The following is a 20456-nucleotide window of genomic DNA, read 5'->3' as shown; positions in this document are numbered from 1 at the left end:
GCCGACCGCACCTGGGCGACCTCCCGTGTCAGGGCTGCAGGGCGCTCATCAGGTCAGCCGCGCGGTGCGGCGCCGTGCTGAAGACGACGAGATGGGTCGTGCTACCGGAGGCGAGCACGGAGCGCACCTCGGTCAGGTCAGCGTGGTCGGCCGACACCGGCAGGCTGCTCGCAGCAGGAAGTGCGCTCGCTTCGATCAGCTCGGCAGCGCCCATGCCGCGCCAGACCGAACCCAGTCCCACCCGCGGGGACAGCGCGTCGGTGACCGTGATGTCCTCCGGCTCGGCGCCAGGCTCCAGGCGACGCAGGATCCCGGGCAGCCCGGACTCCAGCCCCCAGGTGACGTACTCGGAAAGAAACTCCACGGCCTCTGCACCAGCCTGCCGCACGGCTTGCGTCGCCAGCAGCCGGCGCGCGCCGGACACCGCCTCCGCCTCAGCCAGCGCCTCGGGCACCTCGTCGGCGAGCTGCCGCACCGCCTCTTGGTCTTCCGCCTCGATCGGCGCGAGCGTCACGGCACGCGACACGGCGCGCAGGGCCCAGACGTCGCTCGCGCCGAGGGGTAGCACGCGCCACCCGACCTCACCCCCGAGGCTCGCGGGAACAAGGTTCGCCTTCAGTGTGTCGAGTGCGCGCTCGGCGTCGAGGCGCACCTCGGTGCGGCGCGCCTCGACCAGCGAGTAGCTGATGGCCCAGTGCCGAGCGGTCGCGATGACCTTCCCAGTATCCACGGGGAAACTCTCCCACCTTGTCCAGCGGCAGCGAAAACGCCTCGGTGGGGGTACTGCTGGGGGCCTCCGTCGCTGCCGTCAGGCGGTCCTGCACGGCACCTGGGAGACGATGGGCCGCGTGTCGCGGCCGGTCCGTCACGCACGGCCCGCAAGGACGCCGCCCGCCGGGGGCACCGCGAACGCCCAAGGGAACTCCCGCGGGAACGGGCAACACCCGCACGGGAACAGCCTCAGGACATCTCCAACCTGGTGGAGCACCAGCCAGCACGTCGAAGGCCCCCGGTCGTGGAACCGGGGGCCTTCGACGTCGCTGTCTCAAACGAGTGTCCGGAGGGGGACTTGAAACCCGCCCCTGCCTCCCCTTGACCAGCAGGAACAGTCGCTGACCTGCACCGATCCGGTCGCCGACGGCTCTCACTGGGTTGTCAGTGCCGCTTCACTGTTCCCGACGGGAACGTCCTCCGCTGCACCGGCGTCGCCCACAGTACGAGCAGCTTCCCCCTTCTGATGCATGACCTCATGACTTGGCGGGTCCCCGCGATTCCGATGACGGTCAGGGACACACCCCAGTAGGCTACGAGCATGTCGTGGCTGGAGCGCATCGTCGTTGACCCAGACGTCGTCCACGGGCGCCCGCGCGTGCGGGTACCCGCGTACGCGTGACCGACGTGCTCTCACTGCTCGCCTCCGGCGCAGCCGAAGCCGAGATCCTTGAGGACTACCCCTACCTGACGGCGGACGACATCAGGGCGTGCTTGCAGTACGCCGCCGCCCAGGCCGACCACGCCGTCCTGATCGCCTCGTAGCACCGTGCGATTCCTCGTCGACGCGCAATTGCCGGGCTAAGGCTACTGGTAATGATTCGCAGCAAGGGCGGCTCCGATCGCCAGGCCGGCAATTCCCAACCTCCCACCAATCGATTCCAGTATCGCTAGATCAAGCAAAACCCGACCTTCACGCGCTGCGCGCGCCCTTCGAGAGAGCACGAAGGATCCAATCCCACACAAGGTCATAACGAAGGCTAGAACATAAGCCACACGCGGAGGGAAGATTCCCTTAGAAGCCTGCTCAAGAACGATGAGGATCCCGAAGAAGAACCCGAGATTTGCCAGCATCGACAAGACAAGTACGACAGCCCCTCCAAAGATGGGACTGATTACGTAGAACCCTTGGAGATGCGCAAATCTCAACCCAGCCCATGCGGCCCGAAATGAAAGCACTACAGCGGCCACCCCGAGCACGAGACCTAACAGCGAAATAAACCCATCCACTACTCAATCCAATCGTGACCCGTAGTAGATTTGAACCCAACCATGGTATGGGGGGCGAACCTTGCTGCGGCAGTGCCTGGCCTGTGCCGGGTGGCGTCACGAGCCGAGAGCGTGATCTCCGTCCTACTAGTACCCGGCCTCCGCGCATACTCCGACAAGGGCGAATGTCGCCCCATCTTCAGGACTTGCGAGTTCCTTACTACCCGCGCACCCGGAACAAACGACAGCGCTGCATCAATTCCGAAAATTACTGGACGCAGCCATCAAGTCTTCCACCAAAGAAGCCGCCGCCAGCAGCGGCACCCCCACCCGGAACTTCCTTGACCGGACAAGCCGCATGCTTCAGACCTTTCGCCCTCATCGCCTTCACGTCGAGGACCACGCTTGACCAAACCATCGCCAAAGGCAACTACAAGCAAGTCGTCGTTATTTGATCGTGACCTGAAAGCCAACTGGACGCGCTCCGTTCACCGTCTGGTCATGTCATGGATCCTCCTGGTGCTGCAGCACAGTGGTACGGGACCGAATTGCGTCGCCGGATCCGGCTTGGTCGAGCCAGCCCCATCTGCAAGATCACCCGGCTGGGCGGGCGTACTGGAACGCCGCCTCAAAGGGGCCACGGCCCGCCGTGACCCCATCACGCCGTCCACGGCACCTGAGGCCACACAACCTGACGACGGCGTGAACCGACCGCGCTCATCGCCGGCACGGAAGCGGGGTCGGGGGCCCTCGTCGTCATGCTCGCAGTGGTGCTGAACGGCGCGGAGTTCTCGACAGGGCCTGCCGCCTCGTAGCCGTTGCCCACCAGCATTCGACTCAGCCGCCCTCCCGGATCCTGGTACCGCCCGTCGACAGGAACGAGTTCGTCAGGCTTCGTCGCCGCTCCCAGGCGTTGTAGATGGTCGCGGCGCATCGGGCTGCAGAAGTCTGCTCCTCAATGACCGTGCAGAGCACATGAGGGCGTCCCGAAGACCGCGTGCTCACCGATGCTGAAGCCGACTGCGAACATCAGCTCCAACGAGCTCCGCCCCTCCGGGCACCACACCCCCTCCGGACAGCACTCCAACCAGCAGGAACGCCAACCGCAGGGTGCACCGCGAACACCCACGGGAACGAGCAACACACCCCGCGGGAACACCTCGGGACATCTCCGACCCGGTGTGCGAACGGCCAAGCGGTCAGAACGTGTGTCCGCTGGAGGGTCTCTTCGCAGGCCAGAACGACGAAGGCCCCCGGTCGTGGAACCGGGGGCCTTCGTCGTCGCTGTCTCAAACGAGTGTCCGGAGGGGGACTTGAACCCCCACGCCCTATAACGGGCACTAGCACCTCAAGCTAGCGCGTCTGCCATTCCGCCACCCGGACGAGTGGACCACCCGGGATTGCGTGCCGAAGCGCGCTCCCCGTGCGGTGCGGTGAAAAACATAGCACGCCGGGGCCCCTGACCAGCAAGCCGCGGCGCCGTGGCGCAGGTCACGTGGCTGGCCTAGCGTGTGGGCGATGGCACTGCGCATCGAGGACTACGGCATCGTCGGCGACCTGCAGACGGTCGCTCTGGTGGGCGTCGACGGCTCGGTCGACTGGCTCTGCCTGCCGGACGTCGACGACCCGGCCTGCTTCGCCGCGCTCCTCGGTGACGAGCGTCACGGGTTCTGGCGCGTCGCGCCGGCGTCGGGCGGTCGGTGCACCCGGCGGCAGTACCGCGGTGAGTCGCTGGTGCTGGAGACGGAGTGGGAGACGCCCGACGGCCACGTCCGCGTCACCGACTTCATGCCGCCGCGCGACGGGACGGCAGACCTGATCCGCATCGTCGACGGCTTGAGCGGACGGGTGGCGGTGGAGTCGGTGCTGGTGCCCCGGTTCGACTACGGGCGGGTCCGGCCGTGGCTGACGCGCTCGGACTCCGTGCTGGGTCCGCGCCGCGGCGGCGCCGTCGGCGCGATCGCGGGCCCGGACGCGCTCCACCTCACCGCCTCGGTCCCGCAGGACGTCTCTGTCGACGACGGCGTGGTGACGTCGCGCTTCGAGGTCTCTGCAGGCGACCGGGTGACCTTCTCGCTCGACCACCACCGCTCCCACGAGCCGGAACCCGAACCGGTCGACGCGCTCGAGGCGCTGGCCACCACGCTCTCCTTCTGGGAGGGCTGGAACGGCCGGACGCGGTACACCGGCGAGTGGCCGGACGCGGTGCGGCGCTCGCTGGTCACGTTGAAGTCGCTCACCTACGCCCCGACCGGCGGTATCGCGGCGGCCGCGACGACGTCGCTGCCCGAGCAGATCGGCGGGGTGCGCAACTGGGACTACCGCTACTGCTGGCTGCGGGACGCCTCCTTCACGCTGCAGGCTCTGCTCAGCACGGGCCACACCGACGAGGCGCGGGCGTGGCGCGAGTGGCTCCTGCGCGCGGTCGCCGGGGACCCCGCCGACCTGCGCATCATGTACGGGCTGGACGGCCGCCGTCGTCTGCCCGAGACGACTCTCGACTGGCTGCCGGGCTACGAGGGCAGCGCACCGGTCCGCATCGGCAACGGTGCGGCCGACCAGCTCCAGCTCGACGTCTGGGGCGAGACGCTCGTGACGCTGCACCTGGCACGCTGCAGCGGCGTCGCCGACGACGTCGACACCTGGAACCTGCAACGGTCCCTGCTGGACTTCCTCGAGAGCGACTGGGACGACGTCGACAACGGGCTGTGGGAGGTGCGGGGGCCGCGTCAGGCGTTCGTGCACTCACGGGTGATGGCGTGGGCGGGCGTCGCGGTCATGGTCCGCGCCGCCGAACGATACGGCTTCGAGGGTCCCGTCGACCGCTGGCGGGCGCTGCGCGAAACCATCCGCACCGACGTCCTGACCCACGGCTACGACGCCGAGCGCAACACGTTCACGCAGTTCTACGGCTCCGAGGGGCTGGACGCCTCGTTGCTGCTCATCCCCCGTGTCGGCTTCCTGCCCTGGAACGACCGTCGTGTGGTCGGCACCGTCGAGGCGGTCCAGCGCGAGCTGAGCCAGGACGGCCTGCTGCTGCGGTACCACACGCACGCCGACGACCGGGTGGACGGCCTGCCCGGCGGCGAGGGCACGTTCCTCATCGCCAGCTTCTGGCTGGTGAACGCCCTGCACGGCATCGGCCGGCGCGCCGAGGCGCGCGCGCTGTTCGAGCGGCTGCTCGGGCTGCGCAACGACCTCGGCCTGCTCGCCGAGGAGTTCGACGTCGCCTCCGGTCGCCAGCTCGGCAACGTGCCGCAGGCCTTCAGCCACGTCGGGCTGGTCAACTCCGCGCGCATCCTGTCCGGCATCCCCGGCCCGGGCGCCGACGCCGACGGCCTGACCGAGCAGCCCGAACCCACCGAGCACTGAGGAGGAGCCCGTGCGAGCCCTCACCGTCGTCCCCGGCCGTCCCGGCACCCTCGCCGTCACCGACGTCGCCGACCGTGACCGCGCACCCGACGAGCTGCTGGTCGACGGCGTGGCCGTCGGCATCTGCGGCACGGACCACGAGATCGCCGACGGCGAGCACGGGGCCGCGCCTCCGGGCCACGAGCGGCTGATCGTCGGGCACGAGTCCCTCGGCCGGGTCCGCGAGGCACCGGACGGTTCGGGATTCGCCGTCGGCGACCTGGTGGTCGGCGTGGTGCGTCGCCCCGACCCGGTGCCCTGCGGAGCCTGCGCCCACGGCGAGTGGGACATGTGCCGCAACGGGCTGTTCACCGAGCACGGCATCAAGGAGCTCGACGGGTTCGCCGCCGAGCAGTGGACCATCGCCCCGGACCACGCGGTGCGGCTCGAGCCGTCCCTCGCCGACGTCGGTGTGCTCCTGGAACCGACGACCGTCGTCGCGAAGGCCTGGGACCAGGTCGACAAGATCGGCAACCGCGGCTGGTTCGACCCGCGCACCGTCGTGGTCACCGGCGCTGGTCCCATCGGCCTGCTCGCCGCGCTCATCGGCGTGCAGCGCGGCCTGGACGTGCACGTCCTCGACCAGGTCACCGACGGCCCCAAGCCGGACCTCGTGCGGTCCCTGGGGGCCACGTACCACCACGAGGACCTGCCGACCGTGGCCGACGCCGTCGACCCGGGCATCATCATCGAGTGCACCGGGGCGCCGGCCGTCGTGGTCGACACGTTCACCTCGACCAAGCCGTACGGCATCACCGTGCTCACCGGGGTGTCGTCGTCGGGTCGGCACGTCCCCGTCGACGCCGGCGCCGCCAACCGCTCCGTGGTGCTGGAGAACGACGTGATCGTCGGCTCCGTCAACGCCAACATGAGCCACTACCGCACGGGCGCCGAGGTCCTGGCGCGTGCGGACGCCGACTGGCTCGCCCGGCTCATCACCCGGCGCGTCCCGCTGGAGCGCGCCACCGAGGCGTTCGACCGGCACGACGACGACGTCAAGGTCGTCGTGGACATCGGCTAGCGTCCCGATCATGTCGACCGACCACCCGAACGACGAGCCCACGGAGCGCGAGATGGTCCGCGCGTTCCACGAGGCCTTCGACGTGCCCGTGCGCGACGCCGTGGACCTGGCCCTGCCGGACGACCGGCTGCGGATGCGCTACCGCCTCGTGGCCGAGGAGTTCGCCGAGCTCACCGGCGCGATCCTCGGTCCGGACGCCCGCGCCGTCGTCGAACGGGCCGTCACCGCCGTGATCGACTCCCCCACCGACGCCGCCGACCCCGTCGGGACCGCCGACGCCACCGGCGACCTGCGCTACGTGCTGCACGGCCTCGAGCTGGAGTGCGGCATCCCCGGCGACGAGGTGTTCGCCGCGATCCACGCCTCGAACATGGCCAAGCTCGGCCCGGACGGCGTGGCGCTGCGCCGTGCGGACGGCAAGGTGCTCAAGCCCGCGGGATGGTCCCCGCCGGACGTGGCGGGCGTGCTGGCCAGAGCCGGTTTCCGGGGTGTCGGGGGCGACGTGTAGCGTCCGCCTCGGCGCGGACCAAACGGTCATCGCGCCCAGACCGGACGAAGGAGCACACGCGCCATGATGGGTGGGCACCACGCCGCCTCCGGGGCGGCCGCCTGGGTGGCCGTCACCGCGACGACGCCGATCGCGTTCGGCTGGTACCCGGTGTCCGACGTCGGCATCATGACGGGCGCCCTCGTCTGCGCGGGTGCCGCCCTGCTGCCCGACGCCGACCACCACAACGGCACCATCTCGCACTCCCTGCCCCCGGTCTCCGAGGGCCTGACCAAGTTCGTGTCCACGGTCTCCGGCGGGCACCGCAACGGCACGCACTCGCTGGTCGGGATCGCGGTGTTCACGGCGATCGCGTGGCTCATGGGTCAGCTGACGGTGCGCACGGAGCGCTTCGGCGAGGTGCTGATCGGTCCGGGGATCATGGCCGTGGTCCTGATCGCGTTCGCCGTCCGTGCCCTGAAGCTCACCGGGCAGCGGCGCTGGTGGACGTGGAGCCTGTCGGTCTCGCTGGCGGCGTTCGTGGCCGTCTTCGCACCCGAGGAGTGGTACTGGATGCCGTTCTGCGTCGGTCTCGGCTGCGCGGTGCACATCCTGGGCGACTTCCTGACCACGCGCGGTGTCCCGCTGCTGTGGCCGCTGCGGTTCCGCTCCCCGCGGTGGGTGCGCCGCCACCGCTGGCTGCCCTTCGACGACATGTGGAGCCCTCGCGGCAACCTCTCGCTGCCGCTGCTCGGCGACGCCGGCTCCTGGCGCGAGTGGGTCGTCATGACCCCGGTCAGCATCTACGCCCTGGTCGGCGTCGCGTGGGCGATGCTGGACCAGATGGGGTTCGACACCGCCGGCGCCTGGGCGTCGGCCACGGACCTGGCGGCGGCGGCGACACGGTCCGTGCTGGGCTGACGCCTCACCCTCCGCGCAGGGCGCTGCAGAGCTCCTCGTACGCCGCCCGGCCGTCGGGCGTGCCGAGCCGCACGTCGTCGGGTTCCCTGCCCGCTGCGACGGCGTCGAGATAGCGCCGGTCGGCGTCCAACCGCTCGGCGCCCCTCGCCGTCGGTGTCCCGTGACCCGGCACGACGACGGACGCCCGCGCCGCGTACGGCGCCAGCGTCTCCAGCCCGGCCCGGTAACCCCCGAGCCCGCCCGTGCCGGTGATCTCGTCCAGCACCAGCGGCGGCTCGACGTCGCTGAGCATGTCCCCGGCGAGCAGCACGTGCGGACCGGGCAACCACAGCGCCGCATGACCGGGCGCGTGCGCGTCGTGCTCGACGACCTCCACACGTGGGAGCAGGCCGAGCGGGTCCGGCACCGCCGTGGCCCCCGCCGGCAGCGCGTCGACCCGGCCGAGCAGATCGAGCATCTCCGGCGTCGGCGGCCGGCCGCCGTACCGTGCCGCATCCTGGCCGGCCTCGGCCAGCAGTCGGGCGCGCTCGCGCCGCGCGATCCGCGCCGTCGTCGCCGTGGCCCACCGCGGCACCGGCCCGGCGAGCCCCGGAGGCCACAGCAGGTGGTCATGGTGGGCGTGCGTCGCGAACCCCGCCAGCACCCCCACCTCGCGCTCGCGGGCCTCGGCGGCGACGGCGGCGAGCTCGTCCGGCTCCCAGGCCGGGTCGACGAGGACCGCACCCCGCCCGTGCGGACCGCTCCCGCCCAGCAGGAGCGACGTCGTCGTGCACAGCCTCCGGCTCGTGCGGACCAGCACACCGTCCGCCACGACCTCGAATCCCATCCGGTCACGATAATTCGCTGGACCGGCCCGCCGCCGTTGCGCCACGATCGGGGCACGACGCACGACCGGTGCGTCCACGAGCAGAAGGAGGACGAAGCGATGGACGACGTCGTCACGCGCGCCCTCCCGGCCACGACGGGACGGGCGGACACCACCCGCACCTGAGGGGCCCGGCCCCTCACCCTCCCGAGGAGCCCACCCGTGCCTCTGCACTCCCCCGAACCCGTCCGCCTCACGCTCGAGTCCGGCGACGCCGCCGTCGGACCCGGCCCCGACCAACGCTGGTCCACCTGGACCTCCGTGGCCAAGGGCCAGCGCGGCCCGCAGCCACGACCCGACTGGCTCGTGACCGCCGACGCCGCCCTCGACACCGAGCTCGGCGTCCTCAAGACCGGCAAGGAGGCGGACGTCTTCCTGGTCGAGCGCGCCGTCCCCGACGACCCGGACCGCACCTGCCTGCTCGCGGCCAAGCGGTACCGCGACCCCGACCACCGCCAGTTCCACCGCGACAGCACCTACACCGACGGCCGGCGCGTGCGCCGCACCCGCGACCAGCGGGCGATCGAGGACCGCAGGTCGTCCTGGGGACGCGCCGTGCGCGCCACCCAGTGGGCCGACGCCGAGTTCACCACCCTGTGCGCCCTGTGGGACGCCGGCGCCGCCGTGCCCTATCCCGTCCAGGTCGACGGCACCGAGCTCCTCATGGAGTTCGTCGGGACCGTGGACGACGACGGCACGCCGGTGGCCGCACCCCGGCTCGCCCGCGAGCGCCCCGGGGCGTCGCTGCTGGCCGACTGGTTCGACGAGCTGCGCACCGCGATGGGCATGCTGGCACGGCTCGGCTGGGTGCACGGCGACCTGTCGCCGTACAACGTGCTGGTCCACGACGAGCGGCTGGTGGTGATCGACCTGCCCCAGGTGGTCGACCTGGTGGCCAACCCGTTCGGTGCGGACCTGCTGCACCGGGACTGCCGCACGATGTGCGACTGGTTCGCGGCGCGCGGCCTGGCGGTGGACGCCGACGAGCTGTTCGCGGACGTGTTCGCCCAGGCATGGTGAGACACGACGACGCCGGGACGCCCTGCTGGACGTCCCGGCGTCGTGGGGTGAGACCGGCGGCCGACCTGAGCCGGGCACGGTGTGCCCGGACCAGCCCCGCTCCCGGACCTACCGCAGCGGCGTGAAGTCGCGGCTGCCGATGTGCTCGGGCCGCGGCGCGGGCGCGCTGTACGGCTCGGTGAGCGTGTTCTCGACGCTGTTGAACACCAGGAAGATGTTCGAGCGCGGGAACGGCGTGATGTTGTTGCCGGACCCGTGCATAATGTTGCAGTCGAACCACAGGGCCGATCCGGCGGGCCCGGTGAACTGGTCGACGCCGTACTTCCACGCGAGCTCGGTGATGGCCTCCTCGGTGGGGACGCCGATCTTCTGCTCCTTGAGCGAGTCCTTGTGGTAGTCGGCCGGGGTCTCGCCCACGCACGGCACGTAGCTGCGGTGGGATCCCGGCATGACCATCAGGCCGCCGTTGTAGGGGTAGTTCGGCGTGAGCGCGATGGAGCAGCTCACGGCCCGCGGGGCGGGCATGCCGTCCTCGGCGTGCCAGGTCTCGAAGTCGGAGTGCCAGTAGAACCCGGCACCCTTGTAGCCCGGCATGTAGTTCACGCGCGTCTGGTGCAGGTACACGTCCGAGCCGAGCAGCTGGCGGGCACGGTCGAGCAGCCGCGGGTCACGGCTGAGGGCCTCGATCTGCTCGCTGAGCTGCGTGACCTCGAAGATCGAGCGGACCTCGCCGGAGGTCTTCTCCGTGACGACGCGGTGGTCGCCCTGGATGCTCTCGTCCGTGGACAGGCGGTTCAGCTCCGCGCTGTACTGCCGCACCTCGTCGGGGGTGATGAAGTCGTTGAGGATCGAGAAGCCGCGCTCGGCGTGGGCGTCCAGGGCCTCGGCGTCGAACGGGCCGTCCTCGGGCCGGCCCCACACGGTGGGGTGCTCCCGCTCGACGACCTCTCCCGGCTCGGCGAGCCGCGTCGGGTACAGGTCGGTGGTGACGTCCGTCGTGGCGGTCATGGTTCTCCCTTCTCCCGGATCGTCCCGGGATCGTGGCGTCTCATGCTCGCGGCGTGCTCGTGACGCTCACCCTCGGGTGGGACCGAGCACGCGCACGTCCCACATCGGAACGCGGAACGGTGGTCGGGTGCAAGTCGGGGCGCTTGCGGCGTGTCAGCCGCCGAGGCCGACGCTGTTGTCGGGGGCGCCGTCTCCCGGTGGCAGGTCGCCGCGCTCGACGGGCCCGGGGCTCGGCGTCGAGGTCGAGGTGGGTGTCGGCGTCGTCCCGTCCGACGCGGTCGGCGACGGCGGTGCGGGCGGTGGCGGCAGGATCACGTCGAGCTCGCCGACGGTCGGCACGCGCAGCGAGTCCAGCGCGTCGCGCAGCGCACCGGCCTCCACGTCCTCGCCGTCCAGCCGGACCACCGCCGCGTCGCGCTGCACGGCGTACCCGCGCCACGTCCCGGCCGTGCGGGCGAACATGTCACCGTCCGCCGCGCACTCGACCATGCCGTCCGCCGCGGCACCGGTCGGCGTCAGCACGGGGATCGCGGGGCACGTGGCCAGGTCGATGGGCCCCGGCTCCGCCGCGAGGAGGACGACGTCGGTGTCCTCGTCCGGGCGCTCGCCCTCCGGCAGCACCGCGACCAGCACGGCCGCGTAGCCGTCGGCGCCGTAGGCTCCCCCACCGCCGGGGGCAGGCCGGTAGCCGTCCACCATCAGCACGAGCTCGGGGCGGATCCCGTGATAGGCGGCCCGGTCGGCCAGCAGCTCTGGTCCGGCCGGTGCGTCGGCCTGCGGGTCGGGCGTCGCCGTCCCGTCGGCTCCCGCCGTCCCGACCGCCTCGGCACACCCCGTCGTCGCCATCGCCACCGCGAGCACCACGCCCCATCGCCACTGTCGCATGCGCGCATCGTGCCAGACCCTGCCCGGGTCGTGGCCGTCGTCGTCCCGCTCGCGCGCCGCTACCGGAAGTCCCGCGACCGGGTCGCCACCGGCAGGGGCAGCGCGGCGAGGTGCTCGGCGAGCAGGTTGACCGCGCCGTCGGCCTGCTCCACCTGACCGCGCACCACCAGGGCGGGTGCGCCGCGGGCCACCGTCCGGAACCGGCGCCACAGCCCGGGCGTGCAGATCACGTTGAGCAGCCCGGTCTCGTCCTCCAGGGACAGGAACGTCACCCCGCCGGCGGTCCCCGGACGCTGCCGGTGGGTGACCACCCCGCCGACGGCGATGCGGCGGCCCGGCTCGGTCGTCGTCACCGCGGCCACCGTGAGGACCCCCTGGCGGTCCAGCGCCGCGCGGACGTGCTCCAGGGGTGAGGTGGAGTCCGGGGTGATGCCGGTCGCCCAGGTGTCGGCGACGTCGATCTCCAGGCGGTCCATGCCCGGCAGCGCGGGAGCCGTCACGCCCACGCTGACCCCCTCGAGCGTGCCGGGGCCCTCCTGGCCCAGCGCCCCGGCCGCCCACAACCCCTCGCGACGGGTGACGCCCAAAGGTTCCAGCGCCCCGGCCGTGGCCAGCGCCTCGAGCCGTGCGGTGGACAGCTCGACGCGACGCACCAGGTCGCGCAGGTCGGTGAACGGCCCGCGCACCGCCCGCTCGGCGACCATCCGCTCGGCGACGTCGTCGCCCAGCCCGCGCACCGCCCCGAGCCCGAGCCGCACCGCGAGCCCGGCGTCGACGTCGAGCGGAACATAGCCGCTGCCGACACCCGCTCCCACCGGCGGGCCGGTCGCGTCCTCGGGCGGGCTCCCGTCCGGGACCGCCTCGACCCCGGCGAGCGCCGCCGAGGCGTTGACGTCCGGGCGCAGCACCCGCACGCCGTGCCGGCGGGCGTCCGCCACGAGCGAGGCCGGGGAGTAGAACCCCATGGGCTGCGCGGCGAGCAGCCCCGCGTAGAACGCCTCGGGCGCGTGCACCTTGAGCCACGAGCTGGCGTAGACGAGGAACGCGAACGAGTAGGCGTGCGACTCGGGGAACCCGAAGTCGGCGAACGCCTTGAGCTTGTCGTAGATCTCCTCCTGCACGTCCGCCGGCACCCCGCGCTCGGTCATCCCCGCGAACAGGCGGCCGCGCAGCGCCTCCATGCGTTCCACCGACCGCTTGGAGCCCATGGCCCGGCGCAGCCGGTCGGACTCGGCCGGGGTGAACCCGGCGACGTCGATCGCCATCTGCATGAGCTGCTCCTGGAACAGCGGCACCCCGAGGGTGCGCCGCAGGGACGGCTCCAGCAGCGGGTGCAGGTAGGTGACCTCCTCGCGGCCCCGGGACCGCTCGATGTACGGGTGCACCGACCGCCCCTGGATCGGGCCGGGACGGATGAGGGCGACCTCGACGACGATGTCGTAGAACGTCCGGGGCTGCAGCCGCGGCAGGGTCGCCATCTGGGCGCGGGACTCGACCTGGAACACCCCGACGGTGTCGGCGGCGCACAGCAGGTCGTAGACCCGCGGGTCGTCCTCCGGGAGGGTGTGCAGGGCCGGCCGCTCCCCCGTGCGCTCCTCGACCGCCTCGAAGGCGTACCGGATCGCGGTGAGCATCCCGAGGCCCAGCAGGTCGAACTTCACCAGCCCCGCGTCCGCGCAGTCCTCCTTGTCCCACTGCAGCACCGTGCGGCCCTCCATCCGCGCCCACTCGACCGGGCAGACCTCGATGACGGGCCGGTCGCACATCACCATCCCCCCGGAGTGGATGCCCAGGTGCCGGGGCAGGCGCAGGAACCGTTCGGCCAGGTCCAGCACGGCGGCCGGGATGTGACCTTCCTGCTCGGCCGACGGCGGCTGGTGCGCGGGCACCACGTCGTGCGGGTCGTCGGCACGCCGCAACCCGCCGTCGACGGCGAGCGGGTCCACGACGCGGCCGTCCGGCCTGTCCGGGGCACCGTGCTGCCACCGAGCGGCGACCTGCTCCTTGCGCCGGTCACGGTCTGTGACGGGTGTCCCGCCGGACGCCCGCGCAGCCCCGGCGGCACGGTCGGCGGCCGGGCTGGTCGGGTCGGGACCGCGCAACGACCCCCAGCGTTCGATCGACTTGGACCAGGCGTCCTGCTGCCCGACGTCGTACCCGAGCGCCCGGGCGGCGTCGCGCACCGCCGAGCGCGGCCGGTAGGAGATGACGTTGGCGACCTGGGCGGCGTGGGTGCGCCCGAACCGGGTGTAGACGTGCTGGATGACCTCCTCGCGCCGCCCCGACTCGATGTCGATGTCGATGTCCGGCGGGCCGTCGCGCTCGGGGGCGAGGAACCGTTCGAACAGCAGCCCGTGGTGCACGGCGTCGACGGCGGTGATCCCGAGGGCGTAGCAGACCGCGGAGTTGGCGGCGCTCCCCCGCCCCTGGCACAGGATGCCCTCGCGGCGGCAGAACTCGACCAGGTCGTAGACGACCAGGAAGTACCCGGGGAAGTTCAGGTCGGTGATGACGCGCAGCTCGTGGTCGATCTGCGCCCACGCCCGCGGGTCGCCGTCGCGGCCGGCCGGGTCACGGCCCGGACCGCCGTCGTCCGTGCCGGGTCGCGGCCCGTAGCGGTCGGTGGCGCCGCGGCGCACGAGCTCGCCCAGCCAGCTCGCCTCGTCGTGGCTGTCCGGCACCGGGTAGGGCGGCAGGTCGGGGGCCACCAGGTGCAGGTCGAACGCGCACTCGGCGGCCAGCTCGGCGGCCGTCGGGACCGCCTGCGGGTGGCGGTGGTGCAGCCGGGCCATCTCGGCGGCCGAGCGCAGGTGGGCCGTCGGGGCGCCGGGCAGCCAGCCGTCCTGGTCGTCGAGGGAGGAGCGGGCGCGCACGGCTGCGAGCGCCCCGGCCAGGTCGGCGTCGCGGGGTCGGGCGTAGTGGGCGGCGGTGGTGGCCACCAGGGGCAGGCCGGCGTCGTGGGCCAGCGCCGCGAGCGCGTCGTGCCGGTCGGCGTCGCGGGGGTCTCCGGTGGCGGTGATCTCGACGGCGACGTTGTCGGGGCCGAAGACGGCGGTGAGCCGGTCGAGCTCGCGGCGGGCCGCGCGCAGGCGGTCCGGTCCGTCGGCTGCGGCACCTCCTTCCAGTGCCCGCCGCACGGCGCCCTTGCGGCAGCCGGTGAGCACCAGCCACTGCCCGTCGGCCTCGGCGCCGAGCCGCTCGAGGTCGTAGCGGGCCTTGCCCTTGACGCCGGCCTCGAGGTGGGCGGTGGCGATCGCGCGCGACAGGTTCCGGTAGCCGTCCGGGCCGCGCGCGAGCACGAGCAGGTGGGTGGCGCGCGGGTCGGGGACGCCGGTGGGTTCGTCGAGCACCGGCGCTGCTCCCGGCACGGGGGCGGGCAGGTGCAGCTCGGCGCCGAACACCGTGGGCAGCCCGACGGCGCGCGCGGCCTCGGCGAACCGGACCACGCCGTACAGCCCGTCGTGGTCCGTCAGGGCCAGGGCCTCGAGGCCGAGACGGTCGGCCTCGGCGGCGAGCTCGGCGGGGTGGCTGGCGCCGTCGAGGAAGCTGAAGGCCGAGTGGGCGTGCAGCTCGGCGTACCTGTTCCGCGGCTCAGTCGGGGCTGATCGATGACTGAGCCTGCGGTTCCGTTCCACGCGCGCGCCTCGTTCCTCGGCCCCCACGCTCCGCTGCACCTCCGGCTCAGTCATAGAGCGCCTCCATCTGCCAGGCGCCGGCGACCTGGGCGAGCAGCAGCCCGCGCCCGTCCTCGAGCACCGCCTGCAGGTGCACCCGCCGGGTCCCGCCGTCGGGCGCCCACCAGCGTTCGGCGAGCGGCCACGGCCCGGCCCAGCCGACGATCCTCTCCTCCCCCGAGATACCGCCCGGTCGCCGAGATACCGGGTCGTCGCAGCCGTGGAGAGGGCTGCCAGTCGACGAGCCGGTATCTCGGTGCCGGCGGACCAGAGCTGGCCGGCCGCTCATCGCCAGTCGCGCGTCGACGACGACGTCGGCCCCGGCGGCGTCGAGGAGGCGCACGGGCGCGGGCTCGGGCAGCACGGTGGCCGGTGCCGGGCTGGGCAGGGCGCCGGGCCACGGCCGGTCCGGCGACCGGTCGACGACGGCCTCCTCGCCGTAGGGCACGAGCCGGACGCGATGACGCGGGTGGCGCCCCCCGGCCCGCCGGACGGTGAGCACGGCGTCCCCGCCGAGCAGCCCTTGCACCCGGTCCAGGGCCTGGCGGGCCCGTTCGTCCTGCCCGGCGTCGGCACCCCACAGGCTGGGCTGGTGGGTGCCCGCGGGGGCGACGTCCTCGGCGGCGAGCGCGAGGTGGACCACCGGGGCGACCTCGGGCGCGGCCCCGGGGCCGGACGCCGGCCCGGTCCGCCGGCGGGCGGCGTCGGTGAGCCAGCCCTCGAGCTGCCAGCGCACCCGGTCGGTGATCCGCGCGGCCGACAGCCCGCCGGCGGCGGTGTCCGTGCGCCAGAGCCGTTCCAGCTCGCCCTCGGTGGTCCGGGCGGTGATGCGCAGGCGTCCGCACGCCGCGCCGTGGGTCACGAGCAGGGCGTGCAGCTCCTCGGCGAGGCGGCGGGCGGCGAACGCGGCGGCGTCGACCCGGTCGGCGGGCGGGTCCAGGTCGGTGCCGACCGCCAGGTCGGCCTCGGGACGACGCCGGGCGGGCGGGCGCTCGTCCTCGCCGCGGGCCAGGCGGTGCGCCCAGGTGCCGAGGTCCCCGAACCGGGCGGACACGCTCGCGGCGGGCAGCGCGGCCAGGTCCCCGAGGGTGTGCAGACCGAGCCGCCGCCACAGCCCGACGGCGTCACGCACGGCGGCCACGACGCCCGGGTCGCACACGGCGTGCACGAGCTCGCCGACCGGCCGCCCGGCGAGCGCGGCCGGCGACCCGCCGGGTGGCACGACGGCGTCGGAGCGGGCGGCGAGCACCGCGGCCAGCAGCCCGTCGGCCACCCCGACCTGGCACTCGTGCCCGGCCTCGGCCACCGCGGCGACGAGGGCCTCGGCCAGCGCCCGCTCCGAGCCGTGGTAACGCGCGGCACCGTCGGCGGGGAGCAGCAGGAGCCCGGGCCGGGCGATCTCGAGACCGGCCACGACCGTCTCGGCCGCCGCGGCGACCGGCTCGAAGGCGCGGGCATCGCGCTCGTCGTGGACCTCCAGCAGCACCAGGTCGGGGCACGCCTCCTGCGCCTGGCGGCGTCGCATGCCGCGACGGACCCCCGCGGTGCGCGCGACGGCGGAGGTCGCCACCACGCTGCGTCCCGCCGTCGTCCCGCCGCCCGAGGGCGCTCCGAGGACGGCGGCCGGCACGTGCGCGTCCAGGTCGGCGGCGGTCAGGGCGGCCACCACCGGCCAGTCGGGGACCCAGAGCACCGCCGTGCGGGTGGTGACGGCGTGGGGGCTGCTCGTGCTCATGCGACCTGCAGGTGCCGGTCGTCGGGAGCGTCGTCGACGGCGTCCGGCCGCGGCGACCCGGCCGGAGCTGCGCCGTCGGACCGGCCCGCCGCGGGCACCAGGACGGGTTCCTCGCCACCGAGCGGGACCTCGACGTCGATCTCCACCGGACGCGCCGCCGCCCCGCGCCCGGTGCGCAGCACCCGCAGGGTGCGGCGACGCAACCATCCGGCGCCCGCGTCCACGCCGGTCCAGGCGCCGCCGCGGGCGTCGAGCGTGACGTGCGCGCCGGGCCAGCGGTCGGTGGCGAGCAGGACGGCGTCGCGCTGACGCGTGCGGGCGGCGAGCCGTCGGCGGTCGGTGTCGGTCAGGGCGGCGCGCGGCCCGACGACGACCAGGTCCATGCCGTCCAGCAGCGCGGCCAGCACCGCGGGCGCGTCCGGGCCGGGGGCGGGCACGACGACGGTGCGCGCCAGGTCGATCCCGGCGTCGGCGGCCGCCAGCAGCCCGACGGAGGGGGCCCCGACCAGCGCCGTCCAGGCGCCCTCGCGGGAGGGTGCGGCGAGCAGGCCGAGCAGCAGGCTGGTCGACCCCTGCACGGCGAGCACGCCCCCGACCGGCAGGACGCCGCCGGGCAGGAGCGCCGCGAGGTCCGGGTGGACGGCGCGCCCGGCACCCGAGCGGTGGACCGCACCGGCAGGATCGGCCCGGTACGCGGCGGGCTCCGACCGTCGCTCGGCTGCGGCGGGGGCGTCGACGAGGCGTGCGACGGGGCCGTCGGTCGGTGCCCGGAGAGGGCGGCGCCCACCGGCTGTCCGGTGCTCAGCGGCCCGCAGGGCGGCGAGAGCCCGGGAGTGCCGGGACGCGTGCTCGGTCGGGGCCTCGGGAGCGACGGTCACGACAGCCTCCCCCTGGCGATGGTGCACGAACCGACCACGGCCGGCTCGTGTTCGAACGTGCGTTCGAACACTCCTAGTACACGCTCCGTACGGGCGGGTGTCAACCGAGCCGCTCCCGCGTGCGACGGCGTCCGACTTCCTCACATACCGCGTGGTCGGTATGCTGCTGGCACACTGGAGTCGACGACGAGGAGGTCGTGCCGTGCAGATCACCGGTGCCGTGCTGGAACGCTGCGGCGCACCCGCGCCCTGGAGCGAGTCCCGGCCGCTCACCCTGAGCACCCTGGAGCTCGACCCGCCCGGCCCGGGCGAGATCGCCGTGCGCATCGAGGCCGCCGGCCTGTGCCACTCCGACCTGTCCGTCGTCGACGGCAACCGCGTCCGCCCCACCCCGATGCTGCTCGGCCACGAGGCGGCCGGCATCGTGGAGGCCGTCGGCGACGGCGTCCCCGATGACGCAGACCTCTCCCCCGGCACCAGGGTGGTCATGACCTTCCTGCCGCGCTGCGGGCAGTGCGCGGCCTGCGCCACCGACGGCCGGCTGCCCTGCAGCGTCGGGTCCGCGGCCAACGCGGCCGGGGAGCTCGTCGGCGGCGCCCGCCGCCTGCACCGCGACGGCACCGACGTCCACCACCACCTGGGCGTCAGCGCGTTCGCCACCCACGCCGTCGTCGCCGCGGCCTCCGTGGTACCCGTGCCCGACGACGTCCCCGCCGACGTCGCCGCCCTGCTCGGTTGCGCCGTGCTCACCGGCGGCGGGGCCGTGCTCAACGCCGGACGGCCCGCCCCGGGCGACGCCGTCGCCGTCGTCGGGCTCGGCGGCGTCGGGATGGCGGCGCTCCTCGTGGCCCACGCGCTCGGTCACGAGGTGATCGGCGTCGACACCGTCCCGGCCAAGCTCGAGCTCGCCCGCGAGCTCGGCGCCACCCGGGTCCTGACCCCCGCCCAGGTGGCCGACGGCAGCCTCCGGGCCCCCGTCGTCGTCGAGGCCGCCGGCAACGCCCGCGCCTTCGAGACCGCCTACGCCCTGACCGCCCCCGGCGGCACCACCGTCACCGTCGGGCTCCCCGGCCCGGACGCCCGCGCGAGCATCGCACCCCTGAGCCTGACCGCCGAGGCGCGCACCGTCATCGGCTCCTACCTCGGCTCGGCCGTGCCGAGCCGCGACATCCCCCGCTACGTGGAACTCTGGCGAGCAGGACGACTGCCGCTGGAACGACTCGTCTCGGCCCGCATCGGCCTCGACGAGCTGCCCCGCGCGCTGGACCGCCTCGCCGCCGGCGAGGAGCTGCGCCAGCTGATCACCTTCGACGAGAGGAACACCGCATGACCTCCCCCACCGCACGCGTCGCGATCGTCACCGGAGGCGCCCGCGGCATCGGTGCCGCCGTCGCCGGGCGCCTCGCCGCGGACGGCTACGCCGTCGCCGTGCTCGACCTGCTCGAGGACGTCGCCGCCGAGACCGCCGCGAAGCTCACCGCCGACGGCCACCGGGCCCTCGGCGTCGGCGTGGACGTCGCCGACGAGGACTCCGTGGCCGCCGCCGTCGACCGCGTCGTCGCGGAGCTCGGGGCACCGACCGTCCTGGTCAACAACGCCGGGATCCTGCGCGACAACCTGCTGTTCAAGATGTCCGCCGACGACTGGGACTCGGTGCTCGGCGTGCACCTGCGCGGCGCGTTCCTCATGACCAAGGCCGTGCAGCAGCACATGGTCTCCGCGAAGTGGGGCCGCATCGTCAACCTGTCGAGCACCTCCGCGCTCGGCAACCGCGGGCAGGCCAACTACTCCGCGGCCAAGGCCGGCATGCAGGGGTTCACCAAGACCCTCGCCATCGAGCTCGGCAAGTTCGGCGTCACCGCCAACGCGATCGCCCCCGGGGTGATCGCCACCGATATGATCGCCGAGACCGCCCAGCGTGTCGGCGTGCCCCTGGAGGACTTCCTGGCGCACATGGCCTCCGAGGTGCCGGTGGGGCGCGTCGGGCAGCCGGAGGACATCGCCGCCGCGGCGTCCTTCTTCTGCTCCGAGGAGGCCTCCTTCACCAGCGGCCAGGTGCTGTACGTGGCAGGGGGTCCGCGGGCATGAGCGACGTCATCCGTATCGAGAGCCCCGCCGCGCTGGGCGACGCCGTCGGCCAGCAGGCCACCGGGGAGTGGTTCGCCGTCGAGCAGCCGCGCATCACCGCGTTCGCCGACGCCACCGAGGACCACCAGTGGATCCACCTCGATGCCGAGCGAGCCGCCCACGGGCCGTTCGGCGGCACCATCGCGCACGGCTACCTCACCCTGTCGCTGCTGCCTCGGTTGACGGGTGAGCTCGTGGAGGTCGGCCGCACGGCCATGGCCGTGAACTACGGGCTCGACAAGGTCCGGTTCCTCACCCCGGTGCCCGCCGGCGGCCGGGTGCGCGCGGTCGTCGAGATCACCGGCGCCGAGCCGACGGGGCAAGGCGTCCGGCTGGCGTCCACCGTCACGGTCGAGCTGGAGGGTGCCGACAAGCCGGCGCTCGTCGCCCAGACGCTGGCGCTGTACGTCCCGGCGGCGTAGCCCGACCCTCACCGTCGGGTCG

Annotated in this window: 15 protein-coding genes, 1 tRNA gene and 1 pseudogene; 9 read left to right on the top strand and 8 right to left on the bottom strand. The window is 73.5% G+C overall.

All coding sequences use genetic code 11. The features are described from left to right. Positions 1-28: 28 nt before the first annotated feature. Positions 29-730, bottom strand: a complete 702-nt coding sequence (locus HDG68_RS03380) for a nuclear hormone receptor family protein (protein WP_172149303.1) — start codon at positions 728-730, stop codon at positions 29-31. 653 nt (positions 731-1383) lie between these two features. On the opposite strand from HDG68_RS03380, the pseudogene HDG68_RS16675 reads away from it, so the two are divergent. After that, positions 1384-1536, top strand: a pseudogene (locus HDG68_RS16675) (DUF433 domain-containing protein); the annotation flags it as partial. 1742 nt (positions 1537-3278) lie between these two features. Here HDG68_RS16675 and HDG68_RS03370 read toward each other — a convergent pair. Beyond that, positions 3279-3363: transfer RNA gene (locus tag HDG68_RS03370), tRNA-Leu, on the bottom strand. A 135-nt stretch (positions 3364-3498) separates the two neighbouring features. Here HDG68_RS03370 and HDG68_RS03365 point away from each other — a divergent pair. The 4 genes from HDG68_RS03365 (at position 3499) to HDG68_RS03350 (ending at position 7820) form a co-directional block, all read left to right on the top strand. Further along, positions 3499-5352 (top strand): glycoside hydrolase family 15 protein, encoded by a 1854-nt coding sequence (locus tag HDG68_RS03365; protein ID WP_172149301.1) that lies wholly within the window; start codon positions 3499-3501, stop codon positions 5350-5352. 10 nt (positions 5353-5362) lie between these two features. Next, on the top strand, positions 5363-6412 hold the full coding sequence (locus tag HDG68_RS03360) for an alcohol dehydrogenase catalytic domain-containing protein (protein WP_172149299.1): 1050 nt from the start codon (positions 5363-5365) through the stop codon (positions 6410-6412). A 10-nt stretch (positions 6413-6422) separates the two neighbouring features. After that, positions 6423-6920, top strand: a complete 498-nt coding sequence (locus HDG68_RS03355; protein WP_172149297.1) for a pyrophosphohydrolase domain-containing protein — start codon at positions 6423-6425, stop codon at positions 6918-6920. Between the two features lie 63 nt (positions 6921-6983). Beyond that, a complete protein-coding gene (locus HDG68_RS03350) occupies positions 6984-7820 on the top strand; it encodes a metal-dependent hydrolase (RefSeq protein WP_172149295.1) in 837 nt (278 codons plus the stop codon). Between the two features lie 4 nt (positions 7821-7824). Here HDG68_RS03350 and HDG68_RS03345 read toward each other — a convergent pair whose 3' ends face one another. After that, positions 7825-8646 carry an MBL fold metallo-hydrolase gene (locus tag HDG68_RS03345; RefSeq protein ID WP_172149293.1) on the bottom strand — a complete coding sequence of 274 codons (822 nt, stop codon included), beginning with the start codon at positions 8644-8646 and terminating at the stop codon, positions 7825-7827. A gap of 207 nt (positions 8647-8853) precedes the next feature. On the opposite strand from HDG68_RS03345, the gene HDG68_RS03340 reads away from it, so the two are divergent. After that, positions 8854-9705: a serine protein kinase RIO gene (locus tag HDG68_RS03340; protein WP_172150291.1), complete on the top strand. Its 852-nt coding sequence runs from the start codon at positions 8854-8856 to the stop codon at positions 9703-9705. 108 nt (positions 9706-9813) lie between these two features. Here HDG68_RS03340 and thpD read toward each other — a convergent pair whose 3' ends face one another. From thpD to HDG68_RS03315, 5 genes are all read right to left on the bottom strand, one after another. Continuing rightward, positions 9814-10713 (bottom strand): ectoine hydroxylase, encoded by a 900-nt coding sequence (thpD, locus tag HDG68_RS03335; RefSeq protein ID WP_172149291.1) that lies wholly within the window; start codon positions 10711-10713, stop codon positions 9814-9816. 153 nt (positions 10714-10866) lie between these two features. After that, complete coding sequence (locus HDG68_RS03330) at positions 10867-11598, bottom strand: hypothetical protein (protein ID WP_172149289.1); 732 nt, start codon at positions 11596-11598, stop codon at positions 10867-10869. Between the two features lie 59 nt (positions 11599-11657). Then, on the bottom strand, positions 11658-15287 hold the full coding sequence (locus HDG68_RS03325; RefSeq protein ID WP_172149287.1) for an error-prone DNA polymerase: 3630 nt from the start codon (positions 15285-15287) through the stop codon (positions 11658-11660). Then, on the bottom strand, positions 15280-17007 hold the full coding sequence (locus HDG68_RS03320; RefSeq protein ID WP_172149285.1) for a Y-family DNA polymerase: 1728 nt from the start codon (positions 17005-17007) through the stop codon (positions 15280-15282). Before HDG68_RS03320 ends, HDG68_RS03325 begins: the two co-directional genes overlap by 8 nt. Then, positions 17004-17885 (bottom strand): hypothetical protein, encoded by an 882-nt coding sequence (locus HDG68_RS03315; RefSeq protein ID WP_343037408.1) that lies wholly within the window; start codon positions 17883-17885, stop codon positions 17004-17006. The genes HDG68_RS03320 and HDG68_RS03315 overlap by 4 nt, the downstream gene beginning before the upstream one ends. Before the next feature lie 202 nt (positions 17886-18087). On the opposite strand from HDG68_RS03315, the gene HDG68_RS03310 reads away from it, so the two are divergent. Genes HDG68_RS03310 through HDG68_RS03300 form a run of 3 tightly spaced genes read left to right on the top strand, consistent with a single transcriptional unit; the run spans position 18088 to position 20434 of the window. After that, the gene (locus HDG68_RS03310; protein WP_172149283.1) at positions 18088-19215 is read left to right on the top strand and encodes a zinc-binding dehydrogenase; all 1128 of its coding nucleotides are present in this window, start codon (positions 18088-18090) and stop codon (positions 19213-19215) included. Continuing rightward, the gene (gene fabG, locus HDG68_RS03305; RefSeq protein WP_172149281.1) at positions 19212-19973 is read left to right on the top strand and encodes a 3-oxoacyl-ACP reductase FabG; all 762 of its coding nucleotides are present in this window, start codon (positions 19212-19214) and stop codon (positions 19971-19973) included. The genes HDG68_RS03310 and fabG overlap by 4 nt, the downstream gene beginning before the upstream one ends. Then, positions 19970-20434, top strand: a complete 465-nt coding sequence (locus tag HDG68_RS03300) for a MaoC family dehydratase (protein ID WP_172149280.1) — start codon at positions 19970-19972, stop codon at positions 20432-20434. Before fabG ends, HDG68_RS03300 begins: the two co-directional genes overlap by 4 nt. The last annotated feature ends 22 nt before the right edge of the window (positions 20435-20456 follow it).

The sequence above is a fragment of the Isoptericola chiayiensis genome, assembly GCF_013149805.1.
In the GTDB taxonomy this organism is placed as follows: domain Bacteria; phylum Actinomycetota; class Actinomycetes; order Actinomycetales; family Cellulomonadaceae; genus Isoptericola; species Isoptericola chiayiensis.
The sequence above is the reverse complement of the archived record's forward strand: the minus strand, read 5'-3'. Positions and strand labels throughout refer to the sequence as shown.

Bases quoted from the DNA above. Each gene is read 5' to 3' on its own strand.
- HDG68_RS03365 (WP_172149301.1), top strand. From the start codon at position 3,499: ATGGCACTGCGCATCGAGGACTACGGCATCGTCGGCGACCTGCAGACG.
- HDG68_RS03355 (WP_172149297.1), top strand. From the start codon at position 6,423: ATGTCGACCGACCACCCGAACGACGAGCCCACGGAGCGCGAGATGGTC.
- HDG68_RS03350 (WP_172149295.1), top strand. From the start codon at position 6,984: ATGATGGGTGGGCACCACGCCGCCTCCGGGGCGGCCGCCTGGGTGGCC.
- HDG68_RS03345 (WP_172149293.1), bottom strand. From the start codon at position 8,646: ATGGGATTCGAGGTCGTGGCGGACGGTGTGCTGGTCCGCACGAGCCGG.
- thpD (WP_172149291.1), bottom strand. From the start codon at position 10,713: ATGACCGCCACGACGGACGTCACCACCGACCTGTACCCGACGCGGCTC.
- HDG68_RS03330 (WP_172149289.1), bottom strand. From the start codon at position 11,598: ATGCGACAGTGGCGATGGGGCGTGGTGCTCGCGGTGGCGATGGCGACG.
- HDG68_RS03325 (WP_172149287.1), bottom strand. From the start codon at position 15,287: ATGACTGAGCCGGAGGTGCAGCGGAGCGTGGGGGCCGAGGAACGAGGC.
- HDG68_RS03320 (WP_172149285.1), bottom strand. From the start codon at position 17,007: ATGAGCACGAGCAGCCCCCACGCCGTCACCACCCGCACGGCGGTGCTC.
- fabG (WP_172149281.1), top strand. From the start codon at position 19,212: ATGACCTCCCCCACCGCACGCGTCGCGATCGTCACCGGAGGCGCCCGC.
- HDG68_RS03300 (WP_172149280.1), top strand. From the start codon at position 19,970: ATGAGCGACGTCATCCGTATCGAGAGCCCCGCCGCGCTGGGCGACGCC.